Genomic DNA, 17,510 nt, shown 5'->3' on the forward strand with positions numbered 1-17,510 from the left:
GCCTCCTCTCAATTGTCAGGTGTTGAAACTAAGCAGCAGTGATTGTACGACCAGGTACCAGCCATCCACCAGTACAAAAAGCATTATTTTGAATGGTAATGAAATCATAACCGGAGGCAGCATCATCATACCCATGGCCATCAGTGTACTGGAAACAACAACGTCAATAACCAGAAAAGGGATAAATATCATAAAACCCATCATAAAGGCCTTTTTCATCTCACCAATGGCAAAAGCAGGCACCATTACCGTAAGCGGAATATCGCTGTAGGTGGCAGGCTTGACCGTAGCATTGCCGCCGGTATAATTCATAAACAGCAGCAAGTCTTTGGTGTTGGTCTGCTTGAACATAAATTCCTTCATCGGGTCGGCTGCTTTGGCGAGCGCCTCGGTCTGGGTAAGCGTCCCCTTCATGTACGGCTGCAGTGCCTGTTCATTCACCTGTGAAAGCGTGGGTGACATAATAAATAGCGTCAGAAACAAGGCAAGTCCCACCAGCACCTGGTTAGGAGGCATTTGCTGCGTGCCGAGGGAGGTTCTGACAAAGCCCAGCACGATAACGATCCGCGTAAAGCTGGTCATAAGGACTAAAAAAGCCGGGGCCACACTCAAAACTGTCACAAGCAGCAGAATTGAGATGGAGCTGGTTCCCCCGCCGGCTGTGCCGTCACTGTCTCCGACCTGAATATTAATATTCGGAATAGGATCTGCGTGAATCGGATGCATAAGCAACATACTGAACATACCGAGCAAAAGAAATGAAAGAATCAGCTTTTTGTTCATAAATTCCTCGACTCATCCTTAAGACTGTCATCCCGGAGAAGCTCTTCCATTTTCTCTTTACGCTCAGGCGACTGCGCAAGCTTGGATTGCAAGGTCTCATAAAAAGAGGATGTTTCATTAAGTTCGATTTCCTGGGAAGGCACCTCTCCGCGCACCTTGGTTTTGATCTTGGATAAAAGCGGCTCCAGCAAATTACTCTGCCCTGCCGCCTGATCCTCAAATCTGGAGATGATAAGCGCTACCTCAGCGGGATCAGTGATTTTGTCCAAAATGGATATATTCTCACCAATCCCGATCAGGTAGAGGCTGCCACCGATTTCCAGAATCTGCACCGACTTGTTGGGACCCATACCGACCGCTCCAAGCGTCCGGATGGACTGTCCGCTCATTAAAGTCTGATTGCGGCGACCGAGAAAGCGGATCAGCAGCACTATAAGAACCACAATAATAACAAGAACAAATATTACTTTCAGTAAACTCAGCAGGGGATTGCTGTCTCCGAGCGTTCCGGAATTGGCTAACATGCCTTATGTTTCCTATACGCCCAGCGTCTTGTTGATAGCTTCGATAACACGGTCTGCCTGAAACGGCTTCACGATGAAATCTTTGGCACCCGCCTGAATAGCATCAATAACCATAGCCTGCTGACCCATGGCTGAGCACATGATGACCTTGGCGCTGGCGTCTACTTTTTTGATTTCTTTCAGGGCGGCAATACCGTCCATTTCAGGCATGGTGATATCCATTGTAATCAGATCCGGGCGCAGCTCCTTAAACTTTTCGATCGCCTGTGCACCGTCCTGGGCTTCCCCCACTACCTCAAATCCGTTTTTCGACAAAATGTCACGGATCATCATTCTCATAAATGCTGCATCGTCCACGATTAGAATTCGGTTAGCCATTTTAAAAAAATCCTCCCTAAGTATGTTTATTGTAGTTTTTGAATGCGGTCCCACTGGCTGACGATATCCGTAACGCGAACTCCAAAGTTTTCGTCGATGACCACGACTTCCCCTTTGGCGATAAGCTTGTTGTTAACCAGAATGTCAACCGGCTCACCAGCCAGCTTGTCCAGCTCGATAATCGAGCCTTGTGACATTTCTAAAATATCTTTGATCTGCTTTTGGGTCCTTCCTAATTCTACGGTTACTTTCAGTGGTATGTCCATCAATAAATTTAAATTATTTTCATCGACATTGCCAAATGCTCCTGAGCTCAGGTTAGCAAACTGTACCGGCTGTACATTCACATTGCGGTTAGGCGGCGGTGTCTGCGGCGGAGCCTGTTCATACTGCATACCCTGCGGCGGCATTCCGTATTGTGGCATACCGTAAGGCGGCATTCCTGGCATTCCGTAAGCCGGCATTCCAGCTGGAGGATAATAATAGCCACCTTCCATTCCCGGATACGGGGGCATAGGCGGCATCCCCTGCGGCGGATACTGAGGAGGAACTCCTCCCTGCTGAGGCGGAATTTGCTGCATTGGCGGCGCTGACGGTGCAGGCTCATTAGCCGGTGGAGCAGATGCTGCAGGGGCTGGCGGCGCCTCTGTGCGTGCTGCAGCCGTTTCCTGTTCAGGCTGGCTCACATCACCCAGCAGCATAGTCACCATATCCTTGGCAAATTGTACCGGCAGAAGCTGCATAATCGTCGAATCGATCAAATCCCCGATTTTCAGGCGGAACGAGATTTGAATCAGCGTTTCATCATCCGGCAGACTGCCGACGCCTTCACCGCTCGACATATTGAGGATATCGATCCCCGGAGGAGAAATGTTAACAAACCTGTTGAAGATCGTAGACATGGATGTCGCAGAGGAGCCCATCATCTGGTTCATCGCTTCCTGTACGGCGCTGATATGGATTTCATTCAGCTCTTCGTCCTTGGGCTCGCCTTCACCGCCGAGCATAAGGTCGGCGATGACCTGGGCATCCCTGATCTTGATGACCAGAGAATTGATTCCCTGGAAGCCGTCCACATATTGAACGTGTACAGCTACATGGGGTTTTGGAAATGCTTCTTCAAACTCACTTCGTGTAATAATGGATACCTTCGGGGTAGTAATGTCAACCTTTTTACCAAGCAAGGTGGAAAGTGCAGTCGCTGCACTGCCGAATGTTATATTTCCGATTTCGCCCAGCGCATCCTGCTCAAACGGTGTTAGAAAATCATCTACCGTTTTGGTCTGGGGTGCCATAGAGCCTTCCGCAGATTGTCTGAGAAGAGCATCGATTTCTTCCTGGGATAAATAATCTTTACTCGTCAAACTCCTCAACTCCTTCACTGACAATCTCGTCTATTTGTACAGCCACACGATCTTTTATCATCCCTGGACTTCCGATGAATTTCAGCCTATCCCCTACTTTAATGGACAAGCCGGCGTCCACTGTCTTATTAAGAGAGATAACGTCGCCGACACTAAGCCCGAGAAATTCAGCAATGGATAACCTCGATTCACCTAGCTCTGCCACAATAGGCAGCTGCGCCTGGTTAACTCTGGATCTTATGGCTTCTAACTCCACTTCATCACGGACCTTCTTCTCCGAGACAAACCATTGATGGACAGAGAGCCTTGACATGATCGGCTCCAGAACGACGTGAGGGATACAAAGATTTATCATTCCTGTAGTATCGCCGATTTTGGTGCTCAAGGAGATCAGGGCGATCGTTTCGTTCGGCGACACAATCTGCATAAACTGCGGATTCGTCTCCAGTCCTTCCATCCGCGGACTAATATCAAGCACGGTTTTCCAGGCCTCCTGCAGACTCTCAAAGCATCTGCTGAAGATCCTTTCCATAATGGTTGTTTCGATTTCGGTCAATGCAGTGATCTTAGTAGGGGCAGTACCAAATCCTCCGAGCATCCTGTCCAGCATCGCAAAAGCTATATTCGGATGTACCTCCATGACCATGCGTCCTTCAAGCGGTTCTGCCTCAAAAATATTCAAAATCGTCATTTTGGGAATGGAGCGGATAAACTCATCATAAGGGAGCTGCTCTACTTGAACGACATTGATCTGTACGAAGGTGCGTAATTGGGCCGAGAAGTACGTTGTAAGATAGCGGGCAAAGTTATCATGAATGCGCGTCAGACTTCGGATATGATCCTTTGAAAAGCGTACAGCCCGTTTGAAATCGTAGGAGCGGATTCTTTTCTGGGTTTCTTCTTTTTTCAGCTCATCGGCATCCATTTCACCGGAAGAAAGTGCGGCAAGCAGAGCATCAATTTCATTTTGTGATAGTACATCAACCAATTTATTCACCCCCCCATCAAGGAATTATCCTGTCAGCAGCTAAATTGAAGTCATGATGAAGTTCGTTACTTCAACCTGGGTCAGCTTGCCTTCAGTTAAGGTCTTGTTTATCAGATTTACCAGCTTGCTGCTCAGCTGATCCTTGCCGTTCGCCCCGTTAAGCTCCTCGGGCTTCGTATCGGCAAGCGTCTTGATCAGCAGCGGCTTGATCTTGAGGTCTTTGATCTTTTCAAAATCTTCCTTGGCACTAACACTATCCAGCTGGAATGCGAAATTTATTAAAACGATATAATCGGGATCGGCAAGATTAGTTTTGATGTCCGTGATTTCTGAACTCAGCTCAACGATCTCGTCTGCGCTCAGTTTTTTGGCTTCCACATTCTGGACAGCCGCATTTACATCACTTGCATCACTCGGAAAAATTTTATCCATCAGTAAAAAGGCGGCAACCACTATAAGCGTAATCGCCAGTAAAATCGTTATGAGCCACGGCAGCATTTTTTTCATGAAAGCTCCTCCATTGACTGGACTTTAATGGTGGCAGCATATGTGCCTATGTCCCTGTTATAATCCCGAATCTTTGTTATTACCTCTTCGGCCTTCTCAAGCACGATTAATCTTTTGCCTGTTACAAGGGTGATGTACGTATCCGGACTTTCTTCTACCATTTCTACGAGCAGCGCGTTAAGCCACATAGGCGCCCCGTTCAATCTTGTTACTGAAATCATAACAGGCCTCCTAACAAAAAATAGGGGGAGGAGTTCTCCCCCACAGACTGTGCAATAACGGTAACGCCGCAAGGCGAAACATTATTGTTATACAGCAAGTTTATGATGCTGGTCTAAATAAATTAGCGTTTCAGGTTTACAACTTCCTGAAGAACTTCATCGGAGGTGGTGATGATCCGGGAATTCGCCTGGAAACCGCGTTGTGTTACGATCATTTCCGTAAACTCGCCGGTCAGGTCGACATTGGACATCTCCAGCTGGCCTGCTACGATCGAGCCTGTACCAACCTCGGCGTTGTTCGCTGTTGTCGGAGCAAGCTCACCTTCAGCGTTGGCATTCAGCGTCATCCGGAACAGGTTGCCGCCGATCTTTTCCAGACCCTGCGGGTTGCTTACCTTCGCTACACCAATCTGTACACCGGCCTCAGTAGTTCCGTCAGCCATTGTCTGCACAATAGTGCCGTCACTGGAAATGGAGAATGCTGTTACATCCTCACCCAGCTGAATGGCTTCACCATCTGAATCCAGGACATGCAGCCCGTCCGATGTGATAAGGTTGCGGCTAGCATCGACATGGAAATCACCGGCGCGTGTCAGGAAAGGGGTTTCCTGATCGTCAGACAGCCTTACCAGGAAGAAGCCGTCACCGTCGATCCGCAGATCGGTAGGATTGTTGGTAGTCATCGCGCTGCCTGCCAGATGAAGGGTATCCACTGAACCAATGCTCACACCAAGACCGATTTGCTTGGCATTCACGCCGCCCTGTCCGCCGTCTACAGGTGCAGAAGCGCCGGAAGTCGTCTGACTCATAATATCCTTGAACATTACGCGGCTCGATTTGAAGCCGATTGTATTCACGTTGGCAATGTTGTTACCGATAACATCCAGCTTTGTCTGGAAACCGCGCATACCCGAAACGCCTGAATACATAGATCTTAACATTGTTATTGTCCTCCTGGATTAAGAGTCAGCTGACTCTTCGTTTAGTAATGAAACGGATTCTTTCGTTATGGCCGCGTCAGTCGGTCGGCGGCCATTCCGGCTCTCCGGTTAGGACCGGCCGGTCAGGATATAATCACTGCACTGTCAATTTGCGTAAAGACATTATCTTTCATAGAACTGCCATCCATCGCTGTAACCACTGTACGGTTCGGTACACTGACAATCAGTGCCATGTCCTTCATCAGGATCAGAGATTCCTTGCTGCCTTTAGCGGCTGCCTTCTCTACTGCATTCGATATTTGATCCAGCTGGCGGCTGCCAAGCTCAATTCCCCGCTGCTCAAGCCGTTTGGCGGCATGATTACTGAACTTAAGCATATTCTTTTGCAATACGCTCTCAAAGCTGGCTTCAGTGCCGGCAGCGTTCTTAACCGATTGTGATCTCTGAAGCACCTGGGGGTGGACTGTACCCGGATACAGCTGGCCTATAGTCAGCCGTTCACTCATATGCTCGCCCCGCTCTCCTCACTGCTTCCTGATGACTCTGTGCTGTTAACAAGATCAGCTTTTGGAGCTGCGTTCTGAATTTGGGTAATGTCCGTCAGAGCAATACGCTCACTGCCAACAACCGCATATTGTACTCCGCTGCTGACTACGATTGATTCAACGTTGCCTGACTTCGGCAGTTCTGTCGAAGCATCCGTCCAGGTTATGTCCTTACCGATCAGCCCGGAGACCGAACCCAGTGACTGATTCATTGCTGTAATCTGGGTTGAAATATTCATAAGCTGTTCAACAGACGAGAACTGCGCCATCTGGGCTATGAACTCCTTGTCCTCCATCGGCTGCATCGGGTCCTGGTTCTGCAGCTGGGTGATCAGAATCTTCAGGAACTGGTCTTTACCGAGCGTGGAGCTGCCGGTTGTTTTGGCGGTTCCGGAAGTATTCGCCACATAATTCCACTGGTCATTGTTTGAGACCGGATTGGTTGATGCCATATTTCTTCACCTCGCTCTTCATTAAACTATGCTTCGGCCGAGAACCTTCCATCCGGGTTGCGGATGTCCTGTCCAGCGTTAGCAGCCCATTCCTTAAATTCACCGTTCAGCTCAGCTGCAAGCAATGCATCAGCTATATCCTCACGGCGATCCCTGGAATGACCGTTTTGTTGCCCTCCTGAATTCGGCTGGCGTCCCTGCTGTCCATTGAATTGTGAGAAAAGCGGCGTATTATTCTGTGTCACCTCGAGCTTTTCTACTTGAATTCCCTGCGACTGGAGAGCTGCCCGCAGCTGACTCATCTGCTGCTCCAGCATTTCCTTTGCGCCGGAATGTGTAGTAGCAAACTGGGCAATCAAATTGCCGTTCTGCATAGTTAGCTTTACATCGACCTGTCCCAGATTTTCGGGGAACAAGGTTATAACGGCCTCAGCAACTCCCCCCTTGCGGACGATTTCCAGCTTGCCGCTAATGAATGTATCCATCTGCTGGGCAAATTGGGTGACCGGTACCCGGGCTGTTTCAGCCTTCAATGGTGCTGTAAGGCCTTCTCTGATTGACAGCTGTCCGGCAGTTAATACGTCATTGTTGTCTTCGGCTGTCCCTGCCTCTGTCAGGGTTTCCTCTGCTGCAACTGATTGCTGGCTACTTCCGGCTATAGCCGCTTTGGTAACCGGTGTGTCAGGTGTCTTTTCACCAGTCTTAGCTGTTACTGAAGGATCAACTAGTACCGGGACTGTTTTATCAGCAGACTGCGTTTTAGCCCCAATCTCCGAATGCTTGCCTTGTACAGCAGCCTCCGCATTATTCAAACCTTTACTTTTGGTTTTATTGTCAGGAACAATTGCTTCATCCAGGATTGCCGAAAACTGATTGAGAAGTTCGGCGCCTTGGGTAGCCATTGCTTCGTCTCCATTCACTGCGGCCTGCTGCAGCATAGTGACCAGGCTGTTAAGCTCATCCTGTACAACAAACCGGATAGTCTCTGCGTTCTGGGCGAGCGGTGACAATGCAGCCGTCACAGTGCCTTCAGCAGCTTTTTGTCCCTGTCCTGATGTTCCAGTAGCCGTAAGCATCTGGTCAAGCGCGGGTAACGCAGCCGTCACTGTGTCTTGACCTGCAGCTTCTCCTTTGCCTTGTGTCGCAGTTCCAGAGAGCAACTGGGCAACCTGCATCAGCCAGCCCTGGAGAGCCGCCAGCAGAGCAGGATCAGCGCTCAGACTCTCATCAAGCTTGTCCATATCCTCTGTAAGACTCTTCAACAATTCTATATGCTTGACTTCAACCTTACCGCTTGTCTCTTCATCACCGGACTGAACTGCAGCCAGCAGACCTTGAAGCAGCGAAGCCATAGTTCCGGCCTGAGTAGTCGTTTCAGCATTAACGGTTGCTCCGCTCATAGTCTGAATGAGGGTCTGAGCAAACGGCTGGGCTGTTGAAGCGCCTCCCGCGGAAGCTGTTGTTCCGGTTGTCACGGCTGTTCCGCCTGCTCCGGCAGTCCCGTTAGCCTGCAGCATATTGCCGCCTGAAAATGATGGTATAACTAAACTCATCTTTGTTTTTCACCTCCTTTCAGGAATATTATTTACCGCCCATTAGACGGTTCAGAATTTTTGCTGTAAGTGCGCTGTCCTTTTTGGTCATCTCACCCAGGATCGAGGATCTTACAGAATCGCCTACTGTATTCAGCACCGTGATAACCTTGTCGGGACTGACACTGTACATCGAGCTCAGCAACGTTGCTGCTTCCGCAGCAGGCATTGAGGTGAACGTCTGGCTAAGCTTTTCCTGATCCAGATTAGCGGTAGCCGCAGGCGTTGCAGCCGTACCTGCCTGGTCCTGTTTGAGTCTTGATTGAAGGGCTGCAATAGCCATATCGGTTGAATTTGTTGTTTCCTTTAGCTTAATTGATACTTCTGCGGCTTTTTCCGGATCCATTTTTTCCAGAATGGCCGTTTTGCTGGCTGTGTTCATTGCACTCAGGATCTGAACCTGCTCCTCAGTGGTCAAATTCTCCATAATCGGCGCTGCCTTGGAAGCCTTCATCCCCGAATACAGCTTGGCCAGCTCAGTTACTTTATCCTGGTAGGGATCTTCTTCCTCCGTGGCAGCCTCTGCGGCGGTGGCTTCTGCCGTCATGGTATCAATCTGCTTTTGCAATGCTTCGACCTGGGTAGTCTGCGCCGTCTTTTCTTCGTTAATTTGCTTCAACTGTGCATCCTTTTCGGCAAGCTGGGCTTTCAGCTCTTTGATCGTTGATTCCGAGCTTTCTGCCTGCTCCTCATTCGGGGAAGCCGCTTCTTCCTCTGCCGCTTCACTACCGGGCTGGATAGCCGGATCAGGAATCCATTGATTCACTACGGGAATCTTGTTGGCCACTTCCAGCGCTTTATTGCGGATATCCATATTAAAAAGAGTCAGCAGCACACCAAGCAGTACGAGGGTAAAAATAATAGGGATCATCAAAAATAAAAACCGCTCGAATTTGCTTGCTGACTCTTCGTTTTCAAGTTCCAAATCATTATTAGCCACTAGCGGAAACCTCCCGGGTTAGAGGGATTTCATCGCGAAGCGGACGGTAGCCATCTCATCCAGTTCGTTTTGTTCCCGTAAAATCATATTCTGCTGAAAAATCGTCTTCGCCTTGTCTCTGGCTTTCAGCCAGACCTTCTCATCCAGCACTTTCGTGCTAAGGTGATCCTGCTTATGCTGAACCTCCTGATGAGCCCTGTTAATATCCGTATGCTTACGGGCAATACAGGTGTCGAGATACTGCACGTAATTCTGCATTTCAATAATTTTGGCCATAGGAGTTCTTTGCTCGGCAGCGCTCTGAAGCGACAGCAGCAACGAACTGCGCTGAATCAGCAGTTCATCGAGGCTTTTTTCCTGTGCCTGCAGTTCTCCAAGTGCAGTCGAGAGCATCCACTCCGCCTGTGTTTTCTCGTTGCCCTTCAAGTCCACAACTTTTTGAAAAGTATAATGGAACTTCATTGCCTATCAACTCCTTGAGAACTGTGAAATTAAAGATTGCTGAACTTCTGACAGAGTAACCTTCTCGTTCACTTTTTGTCTGGTGAATTCCCATATACTATCAATGTAGTGCATCGACTCGTCAATCTGGGCGTTCGAACCGCGCTGGTAGGCCCCGATATTGATCAGGTCTTCGGAATCCTTATATACAGCCATTAGCCGCTTCACATTCTCGGCTGCTGCAATCTGCTCCTCAGGAGCAATGTCCTTCATTACACGGCTGATGCTGGCCAGCACATCGATAGCCGGAAAATGGCCTTTATTTGCAATGTTTCTGTTAAGAACAATATGGCCGTCGAGAATTCCGCGCACTGCATCGGCAATCGGCTCATTCATATCATCACCATCAACAAGGACTGTGTAGAAAGCAGTTATAGACCCCGTAGGACCTGTCCCTGCCCGTTCCAGCAGCTTGGGAAGACTGGCAAAGACAGAAGGCGTGTAGCCTCTCATAGCCGGCGGTTCACCGACGGCAAGCCCTACCTCGCGCTGGGCCATTGCGTAGCGTGTAACCGAGTCCATCATCAGCATAACGTTAAGCCCGCGGTCACGGAAATATTCGGCAATGGTAGTAGCGATTAGTGCCCCCTTGATCCGGATCAGCGCCGGCTGGTCGATGTGGCCACAACGACAACTGACCGCTGCAGACCCTCAGGCCCCAAATCCCGCTCAATAAAGTCAAGCACTTCTCTTCCCCGTTCGCCGATCAGCGCGATCACGTTGACATCAGCCGAGGTATTACGGGCAATCATCCCCATGAGTGTACTCTTGCCGACCCCTGAACCAGCAAAGATGCCAACGCGCTGTCCTTTCCCAATCGTAAGCAGGCCGTCAATCGCTCTGACTCCAATGCTGATCGGTTCATGCACCCTTGGCCGGGTTAACGGATTGGAAGGAATATTGAAGGTCGAGCTGTGCGGCATCCGTGCCGGAATCAGCGAGCCGTCCAGCGGCTGCCCAAGCCCGTCAAGCACTTTGCCCAGCAGCTCCGATCCTACCTGAACACTCAGCGGCTTGCCGGTACCAACCACGTCACAGCCCGGCCCAATGGCCTGCAATTCGCCAAGCGGCATCAGCAGCACCTTGTTGTCCCTGAATCCCACTACCTCAGCCTGCAGGGATTTGCTGCCTTTCGCAGGATAGATATAGCATACATCCCCGATGCTGGCATCCGGCCCCTCAGACTCTACCATCAGCCCGATAACCTGGGTAACCTTCCCGTTAATTCTTACCGGGTCAAAATTCCTTAAATATTCTTTATAACGTCCACTGTCAAGCATCGGCTTCCCCATTTCTCTGCTCGTCGGAGTCCAGCGCGATTCTTACCAGCGATTTTTTGATTTCGGCAAGCTGCGTATCAATCCGGGCATCAATGCTGCCGAAGGAGGATCGGATGACGCATCCCATATCCTTCACAGTCGAATCCGGCAAAATCTGAAGCTCGGCCTGGGAATCTACAGCCAGTGCGAGCTCTTCCCTTGCAGCATTGACAAAGGCAAACTGCGAAGGTGAGACACAGAGGGAGATAAGGCCCTGCTCACGTTTGCGCGCCAGATTTTTACGGATCAGATCCATGGCAAACTGCGGTTCAACGGTAAGCTGCTTGTCCACAATCTTCTCGGCGATGGAGCAGCTCAGCTCTACCAGGAAAGGCTCGGCTTCCTGAATAATCACGTCACGCGACCTGTAGGCTTCCTGCAATACCGCACGTGCCTCCTCCATCATTTCAGCCATACGTTTAGCCATTTCATGCCCGGCCTGTGTGAGGCCCTCCTGATATCCTTGCTGAAAAGCTTCGGATTTGACAGCCTCTACAAGATGCTCGTCCTGTTCCCGGCGCTGCCGCCACCATTCTTCCGCTTCCGTCCGTGCCGATTCCACAATATTTTCAGCTTCCAGAGATGCACTGCGCACCTGTTCTTCAGCAAATTGCTGAGCATCCTTCAGCATCTGCCTGCGGCTCTGCTCTGCCTCTTCACGGGCCGGGTCATGATAATGCACCTCACCTGCCGGTTCCTCCGCAGCGGATTCCTCGGCGATTCCGGCATTCTGTCTGGCCTGTTCCAGCCGCTTTAGCACGTCTACAGGAACATATTGGGAGTGTTTAATCAGCTTAGACAATTATGTCATCTCCTCCGCCACGGGCGATGATAATTTCACCAGATTCTTCAAGTCTGCGGATCGTTCCTACAATACGGGTCTGAGCTTCTTCAACATCACGCAGCCGCACAGGTCCCATGTACTCCATCTCCTCGCGGAAGGTTTCGGCCATCCGTTTGGACATATTGCGGAAAATAACATCCCGCACCTCTTCGCTTGCAACCTTGAGCGCCAGCTGAAGGTCGGCATTTTCGATATCCTTGATGATGCGCTGGATAGAACGGTTGTCCACATTGACAATATCCTCGAACACGAACATCCGCTTTTTAATTTCTTCAGCCAGCTCCGGATCCTGGATTTCAAGCGAATCCAGAATCGTACGTTCAGTTCCGCGGTCAACCCCGTTCAGAATCTGTACGATAGACTCGATGCCGCCGGCATTTGTATAATCCTGGGTCACTGTAGCCGAAAGCTTCTGTTCCAGCACCCGTTCAATCTGGGTAACAACCTCAGGCGAAGTACTGTCCATTATCGCAATTCTTCTCGCTACCTCTGCCTGCTTCTCTTGCGGAAGGGAGGACAGGATGCTGGCTGCCTGTTCAAACTGCAGGTAGGACAGAACCAGGGCGATTGTCTGGACATTCTCATTCTGAATGAAATTCAGAATCTGGTTAGGGTCAGCCTTGCGGGCAAAATCGAAAGGTCTGACCTGCAGCGTTGCTGTCAAACGGTTGATGACTTCAAGCGCCTTGGTTGAGCCCAGTGCTTTCTCCAGAATTTCTTTGGCGTAGTTGATACCGCCTTGTGAAATATATTCCTGTGCGAGACAGATCTGATGAAACTCGGACATGATCGACTCTTTTTCCACACTGTCCACCTTGCGGACATTGGCTATCTCCAGAGTGAGCTGTTCAATTTCTTCGTCTCGTAGATGTTTGAATATTTGCGCCGATACCTCGGGCCCTAGTGTGATAAGCAGGATTGCAGCCTTTTGGCGGCCGCTCAGACCCTGCTGGCTAGCTTTTGCCATTAGTTCACCTCTGTTCGTCTGCAAGCCATGTACGCAGCAGGTTTACGAATTCATCCGGCTTCTTCTTAGCGAGGCTTTCCAGTTGCTTGCGAACCTGACTTTCGTTAGTCACGCTCTCCAAGTTAATGGATGGGAATTCGGTAGGAACCTGCAGCGGAATGTCTTCTTCCACTTCTTCCTCTTGCTTGTTCTTGCGGCTCCGGTAAATCAGGAACCCGCCGCCTGCACCGACAAGCAACGCAGCTGCTGCAATTGCCCAGATCATCCACGTCGCCAGCCCGCCAGTCGCGGTTTCAGTTGTGGTGCCACCAAACTGTTGCGAGTACACCGAAACTTTTTTGGTCAAATCAGCGTCTGTATAAGTGACTCCTGAATCCGCCAGCGAAGCCCGTACAATGTTGACCAGAATATTCTGGATTGCACCTGAAGTCGCCTCATCCAAAGTTGTTTGTCCGGCAGGTGGTTCAACTGCGACGTTTATGGTTAAATCTTTAACAGTATATGGGCTTGTGATGATATCCTTTGTAATCCGGTTGACCTCATAGTTTCTGGTCTCCGAAGATTCTTCAGAAGTAGAGGTGCCTGTGTCCGCCCCCGAAGGATAACCCGAGACATCTTCCGATCCTGTACCTGCAACCCCCCCGGTAGTGTTACCCTGACCCGAATAGGTGTTGCTGATGATCTGTGAGCTTATCTCAATCCCACGCATATTCTCCGTATCCACAGGCGCAACGATGTCTTCCTTCCGGCTTTCCTTATCAAAATTCAGCTTGGAGAAGACCAGAACATCCACTTTGTCAGGACCTGTTAATGTACTGAGAAATTGCTTGACGTTCTTTTTGACTTCCTCTTCAAATTTTTTCTGAAGGGCAAAGTTTTCTTCAACCTGGCTGGACACTCCAGCTTGGCCCCCCTTTGCAGTCGGCATTAGCTCAGTCTCATTGCTTGTAATCGTAATGTTGTCCACCGGCAAATTCGGAACAGCAGTCTTCACAAGATTAAAGTATCCGTCGATATTATCCTGTGACGGCCTGAATCCCGGATCAAATGTTAGCACGATAGAGGCATAAGCCTGCTCCTGGCCCTCCTGTGCGGCGAAAACAGTCTCTTTGGGGAGGGTAACCAGCACTTTAACATCCTTGATCCCCTGCATCCGCCTCATCAGCTGCTCAACTTCTCCATTCAGCGCATTGTTGTATTTAACATCAAACTCGCTGTCTGTCGTTCCGATCATAGATGAAGACTCATCAAAGACCTTGTATCCGATCGAGCCTTCCTGCACAATCCCCTGAGAACCAATATCCACCTTAATGCGGTTTGCCTGGGTGCTTGGCACTGAAATACTTCTGCCATCCGGACTCAGCCGGTAAGGAATCCCTGCGGAATCCAGGTAGGTCATGACTCCTGCGGAGTCCGTATTGTCCAAATCCCGAAAAGCCACTTCGTATTCCGTTTTCGATAGCTGCATCGTCAAAACTACGACTATGATAATGATAATAAAAAGAGTAGAGAAAAATAGTATTTTTTGTTTACCGCTGAATCTGTTCCAATACTGGACTACCTTCTCCCTGTATTGGGCAAATCTTTCATTCACAGTGTCACCCCATCCGAAACTAAGCTAGGATTATTTAGATCTGAGTTCTCATAATTTCCTGATAGGCTTCAATCACTTTGTTCCGGACTTGTGTAGTCAGCTGCAAACTCAGCAATGCCTGTTGTGAAGAAATCATCGCCTCATCGATATTGACTTCCCCCAAAACGAATTTGTTGCTCATATCCTTGGCCTGCTGCTCCTGGGCAGCTACCTGATTCAATGCATCCTCCAGATAAGAGCCAAAGCTCTGACCGGAACCGGTCACTGTTCCCGCCTGTGCAGTTGCGGACTTCATGGCAAGCGGCTGGACGGCCTGTGTTCCAATCATAAAATTCTGTATCAATGATTACCCTCCTAAATGTCAGTTAAGCTTATTTTCCGATTTCGAGCGCCTTGCTTACCATCGCTTTGGATGCATTCAGCATCGTTACATTGGCTTCATAAGAACGGGAAGCAGACAGCATATCCACCATCTCTTTGGTCAGATCGACGTTAGGCATGTACACATAACCCTCGGCGTCCGCATCCGGATGGGACGGATTGTAGACCGGCTTCAAAGGTGAGGAATCCTCGATGATTGACTGTACCTTGACGCCCTCAGTCCCGTTACCGCTATTCATTTTTGAATTTAAAATATTCGAAAAGCTATTATTTTGCTCTGTTCCGAGAACGACAAGCTTACGCTTGTAGGGTACAGCCTTACCGTCTACTACGGAGGCTCTGGTTGTCTCGGCATTGGCAATATTGGAGGAAATGACATCCATTCTGAGCCGCTGGGCGGTCAAGGCTGAAGCGCTGATTCCAAAACTGCTACCAAAGTTCACTATATATTACCCTCCCTGCACAACTGTACGCATCATAGTAATCTGGCTGTTCAGCTGTTCGATATACGAATTATATCTGAGCTGATTCTCCGCACTGAGCGCCATCTCCCGGTCCATATCAACATTATTGTCGTTATTGTTCATCGAAGTAGATGCATCTTTGCTAACGACTGCAGATGGTACACCGGAAACATAACCGAATTGGAAGTGGCGGGAATCCGATACCTTCGCACCCAGCGTCGGTTTCGTTCCGTTTTCCTGCGCGGCTAGTACACTTTCAAAAGAAACATCAGAGCGTTTAAATCCCGGCGTATCAGCGTTGGCTATGTTATTAGCCAGGACACTTTGTCGTTTCGTGGCAGCCTCAAGACCGCCCTGCAATCTCTGAAAACTGACACTGTTCAGCAAACCCATGGAAATCCCCCTTCCAAAGCTATCATAATGAAAAGAATTCCACAACTTCTTACGGATTCCTGCTTGTTTCGACAAAAAAAGCTAATTTTCTTGCCATTTTTTTAAATAAGCAGTCGAAAGCTGTCGATGGATGATTCTACAAGCAATCTCACATACATTGATTCTCGTAGAATTTGTATATTATTACAATAAGAAATAAGCCCTATCTTTTCAGAAAAGAGAGGGCTTAAAGCATGGTTTTTCAATTTTTTGACATTTATTCACCATAATCTTCTTTTATTTGGCATTATATTGCACGATTTGACCGTTTTTCCGGGCTTTTATGCAAACCACTAATTCCATATACCCAAATTTTAAGAAATTCTAATTCTTTCCTGTTTTACAGGATGTATTGACTTAAATCGCGGTCTTGGGTGATTCCTGACAGTTTTTCGCGAACATACTCCGGTGTAATGACCATAGTCTCAAGCGTCAGCTCAGGCGCCTCAAAAGAAAGGTCTTCCAGCAGCTTCTCCAGAATGGTGTGCAGGCGCCGGGCTCCGATATTCTCCATGTTCTGGTTGACAGAAGCGGCAATTCTGGCGATCTCCTGAATGGCCTCGTCCTTAAACTGGATCTCGATATTCTCAGTTTTGAGCAGATTTACATATTGCTTGGTCAGCGCATTCTGGGGTTCGGTCAGAATGGACACAAAATCCTCCAGCGTCAGGCTGCTCAGCTCTACCCGGATCGGGAAGCGCCCCTGAAGCTCGGGAATCAGATCTGAAGGCTTGGCGATATGAAACGCTCCGGCTGCGATAAACAGCACGTAGTCGGTCTTCACAGGGCCGTATTTGGTCATAACCGTAGAGCCCTCGACAATAGGAAGAATGTCGCGCTGTACGCCTTCCCTCGAAACATCAGGCCCGGAGCCTTTCCCCTGGCTGGCCACTTTGTCAATCTCATCAATAAAAATAATGCCGGATTGCTCGGCACGGGCCACCGATTCCTGGATGACATCATCCATGTCAATCAGCTTGGCAGCCTCGTCCTGAATCAGCACCTTGCGAGCCTCCTTGATAGGCAACTTGCGTTTTTTGGTGCGTTTGGGCAGAAGGCTTCCAAACATCTCCTGCATGTTCATCCCCATCTGATCATTGCCCTGGCCGGCAAACATATCCAGCATTGTCGGAGCCGTATCCTCCACGTCAATTTCGATGATGTCTTCTTCCAGCTGTCCTGCCAGCAGCTTGAACTTTATTCCGCGGCGGCGTTCACTCAGACTGCCGTCCTCAGGCTCTTCCTTGCTGTCTTCGGCATTGCCGCTGTTCCCGCCGAAGATCATCTCAAACGGGTTACGCTGGGATTTATTCTTGGATGAGGAAGGTGCGAGAATTGCGACGATCCGTTCATTGGCAAGCTCCTCTGCCCGGTCCTTCACCTTTTCCGTCCGCTCCAGCTTGACCATGCGGATAGAGGTCTCCACAAGATCCCGAACCATCGATTCAACATCACGGCCCACATAACCTACTTCGGTGAACTTTGTAGCTTCAACTTTAATAAAGGGGGCATTGACCAGCTTGGCAAGCCGGCGGGCAATTTCGGTTTTTCCGACGCCGGTAGGACCGATCATCAGTATATTCTTAGGTACAATCTCATCACGCAGCTCTTCGCTGAGCTGGCTGCGGCGGTAGCGGTTGCGAAGTGCAACTGCCACCGACTTTTTGGCCTGCTTCTGGCCGACAATATATTTATCAAGTTCAGCGACGATCTGGCGGGGTGTGAGCGATTGATTCACCATTACGACTTCCTCCCTCTTTCTGTGGCACCGTG

20 protein-coding genes and 1 pseudogene are annotated in these 17,510 nt (G+C 49.5%); all 21 read right to left on the reverse strand.

Features of this window, described 5'->3' with window-relative positions; translation table 11 throughout:
• Nucleotides 1-15: 15 nt before the first annotated feature.
• Nucleotides 16-783 carry a flagellar type III secretion system pore protein FliP gene (gene fliP, locus AWJ19_RS12110; RefSeq protein WP_068724000.1) on the reverse strand — a complete coding sequence of 256 codons (768 nt, stop codon included), beginning with the start codon at nt 781-783 and terminating at the stop codon, nt 16-18.
• Nucleotides 780-1,307, reverse strand: a complete 528-nt coding sequence (locus AWJ19_RS12115; protein ID WP_068724002.1) for a flagellar biosynthetic protein FliO — start codon at nt 1,305-1,307, stop codon at nt 780-782. Before AWJ19_RS12115 ends, fliP begins: the two co-directional genes overlap by 4 nt.
• Nucleotides 1,308-1,319: 12 nt before the next feature.
• Nucleotides 1,320-1,685, reverse strand: coding sequence for a response regulator (locus tag AWJ19_RS12120; RefSeq protein ID WP_068724003.1), 366 nt, complete (start codon nt 1,683-1,685; stop codon nt 1,320-1,322).
• A gap of 26 nt (nt 1,686-1,711) precedes the next feature.
• Nucleotides 1,712-3,049 carry a flagellar motor switch phosphatase FliY gene (fliY, locus tag AWJ19_RS12125; protein ID WP_068724005.1) on the reverse strand — a complete coding sequence of 446 codons (1,338 nt, stop codon included), beginning with the start codon at nt 3,047-3,049 and terminating at the stop codon, nt 1,712-1,714.
• A complete protein-coding gene (gene fliM, locus AWJ19_RS12130; RefSeq protein WP_068724007.1) occupies nt 3,039-4,037 on the reverse strand; it encodes a flagellar motor switch protein FliM in 999 nt (332 codons plus the stop codon). The genes fliY and fliM overlap by 11 nt, the downstream gene beginning before the upstream one ends.
• 39 nt (nt 4,038-4,076) lie before the next feature.
• Nucleotides 4,077-4,544 (reverse strand): flagellar basal body-associated FliL family protein, encoded by a 468-nt coding sequence (locus tag AWJ19_RS12135; protein ID WP_068724009.1) that lies wholly within the window; start codon nt 4,542-4,544, stop codon nt 4,077-4,079.
• The gene (locus tag AWJ19_RS12140) at nt 4,541-4,765 is read right to left on the reverse strand and encodes a flagellar FlbD family protein (protein WP_039874275.1); all 225 of its coding nucleotides are present in this window, start codon (nt 4,763-4,765) and stop codon (nt 4,541-4,543) included. The genes AWJ19_RS12135 and AWJ19_RS12140 overlap by 4 nt, the downstream gene beginning before the upstream one ends.
• A gap of 122 nt (nt 4,766-4,887) precedes the next feature.
• Nucleotides 4,888-5,706 (reverse strand): flagellar basal body rod protein FlgG, encoded by an 819-nt coding sequence (flgG, locus tag AWJ19_RS12145; RefSeq protein ID WP_068724011.1) that lies wholly within the window; start codon nt 5,704-5,706, stop codon nt 4,888-4,890.
• Nucleotides 5,707-5,828: 122 nt separating this feature from the next.
• Complete coding sequence (locus AWJ19_RS12150) at nt 5,829-6,212, reverse strand: TIGR02530 family flagellar biosynthesis protein (protein WP_068724012.1); 384 nt, start codon at nt 6,210-6,212, stop codon at nt 5,829-5,831.
• Nucleotides 6,209-6,703 carry a flagellar hook assembly protein FlgD gene (gene flgD / locus AWJ19_RS12155; protein ID WP_068724014.1) on the reverse strand — a complete coding sequence of 165 codons (495 nt, stop codon included), beginning with the start codon at nt 6,701-6,703 and terminating at the stop codon, nt 6,209-6,211. Before flgD ends, AWJ19_RS12150 begins: the two co-directional genes overlap by 4 nt.
• A 26-nt stretch (nt 6,704-6,729) precedes the next feature.
• Nucleotides 6,730-8,256 (reverse strand): flagellar hook-length control protein FliK, encoded by a 1,527-nt coding sequence (locus tag AWJ19_RS12160; protein ID WP_068724016.1) that lies wholly within the window; start codon nt 8,254-8,256, stop codon nt 6,730-6,732.
• Nucleotides 8,257-8,284: 28 nt separating this feature from the next.
• Nucleotides 8,285-9,235, reverse strand: coding sequence for a kinesin (locus AWJ19_RS12165; RefSeq protein WP_068724017.1), 951 nt, complete (start codon nt 9,233-9,235; stop codon nt 8,285-8,287).
• 18 nt (nt 9,236-9,253) lie between these two features.
• A complete protein-coding gene (gene fliJ, locus AWJ19_RS12170; protein WP_068724019.1) occupies nt 9,254-9,697 on the reverse strand; it encodes a flagellar export protein FliJ in 444 nt (147 codons plus the stop codon).
• A 6-nt stretch (nt 9,698-9,703) separates the two neighbouring features.
• A pseudogene (fliI, locus tag AWJ19_RS12175) lies at nt 9,704-11,016 on the reverse strand (flagellar protein export ATPase FliI).
• On the reverse strand, nt 11,009-11,857 hold the full coding sequence (locus AWJ19_RS12180) for a FliH/SctL family protein (protein ID WP_068724020.1): 849 nt from the start codon (nt 11,855-11,857) through the stop codon (nt 11,009-11,011). The pseudogene fliI and the gene AWJ19_RS12180 overlap by 8 nt, the downstream one beginning before the upstream one ends.
• Nucleotides 11,850-12,866, reverse strand: a complete 1,017-nt coding sequence (gene fliG, locus AWJ19_RS12185) for a flagellar motor switch protein FliG (protein WP_068724022.1) — start codon at nt 12,864-12,866, stop codon at nt 11,850-11,852. The genes AWJ19_RS12180 and fliG overlap by 8 nt, the downstream gene beginning before the upstream one ends.
• Nucleotides 12,867-12,870: 4 nt before the next feature.
• Nucleotides 12,871-14,460: a flagellar basal-body MS-ring/collar protein FliF gene (gene fliF, locus AWJ19_RS12190; protein WP_068724024.1), complete on the reverse strand. Its 1,590-nt coding sequence runs from the start codon at nt 14,458-14,460 to the stop codon at nt 12,871-12,873.
• 34 nt (nt 14,461-14,494) lie between these two features.
• Nucleotides 14,495-14,803 (reverse strand): flagellar hook-basal body complex protein FliE, encoded by a 309-nt coding sequence (gene fliE, locus AWJ19_RS12195; RefSeq protein WP_068724026.1) that lies wholly within the window; start codon nt 14,801-14,803, stop codon nt 14,495-14,497.
• A 28-nt stretch (nt 14,804-14,831) separates the two neighbouring features.
• On the reverse strand, nt 14,832-15,284 hold the full coding sequence (gene flgC, locus AWJ19_RS12200; RefSeq protein ID WP_068724028.1) for a flagellar basal body rod protein FlgC: 453 nt from the start codon (nt 15,282-15,284) through the stop codon (nt 14,832-14,834).
• Between the two features lie 6 nt (nt 15,285-15,290).
• Nucleotides 15,291-15,698 carry a flagellar basal body rod protein FlgB gene (flgB, locus tag AWJ19_RS12205; protein WP_068724030.1) on the reverse strand — a complete coding sequence of 136 codons (408 nt, stop codon included), beginning with the start codon at nt 15,696-15,698 and terminating at the stop codon, nt 15,291-15,293.
• Between the two features lie 379 nt (nt 15,699-16,077).
• On the reverse strand, nt 16,078-17,478 hold the full coding sequence (gene hslU / locus AWJ19_RS12210; RefSeq protein ID WP_068724031.1) for an ATP-dependent protease ATPase subunit HslU: 1,401 nt from the start codon (nt 17,476-17,478) through the stop codon (nt 16,078-16,080).
• Nucleotides 17,479-17,510 lie beyond the last annotated feature (32 nt).

This window comes from Paenibacillus sp. DMB5 (assembly GCF_001517085.1).
Classification (GTDB): domain Bacteria; phylum Bacillota; class Bacilli; order Paenibacillales; family Paenibacillaceae; genus Paenibacillus_AQ.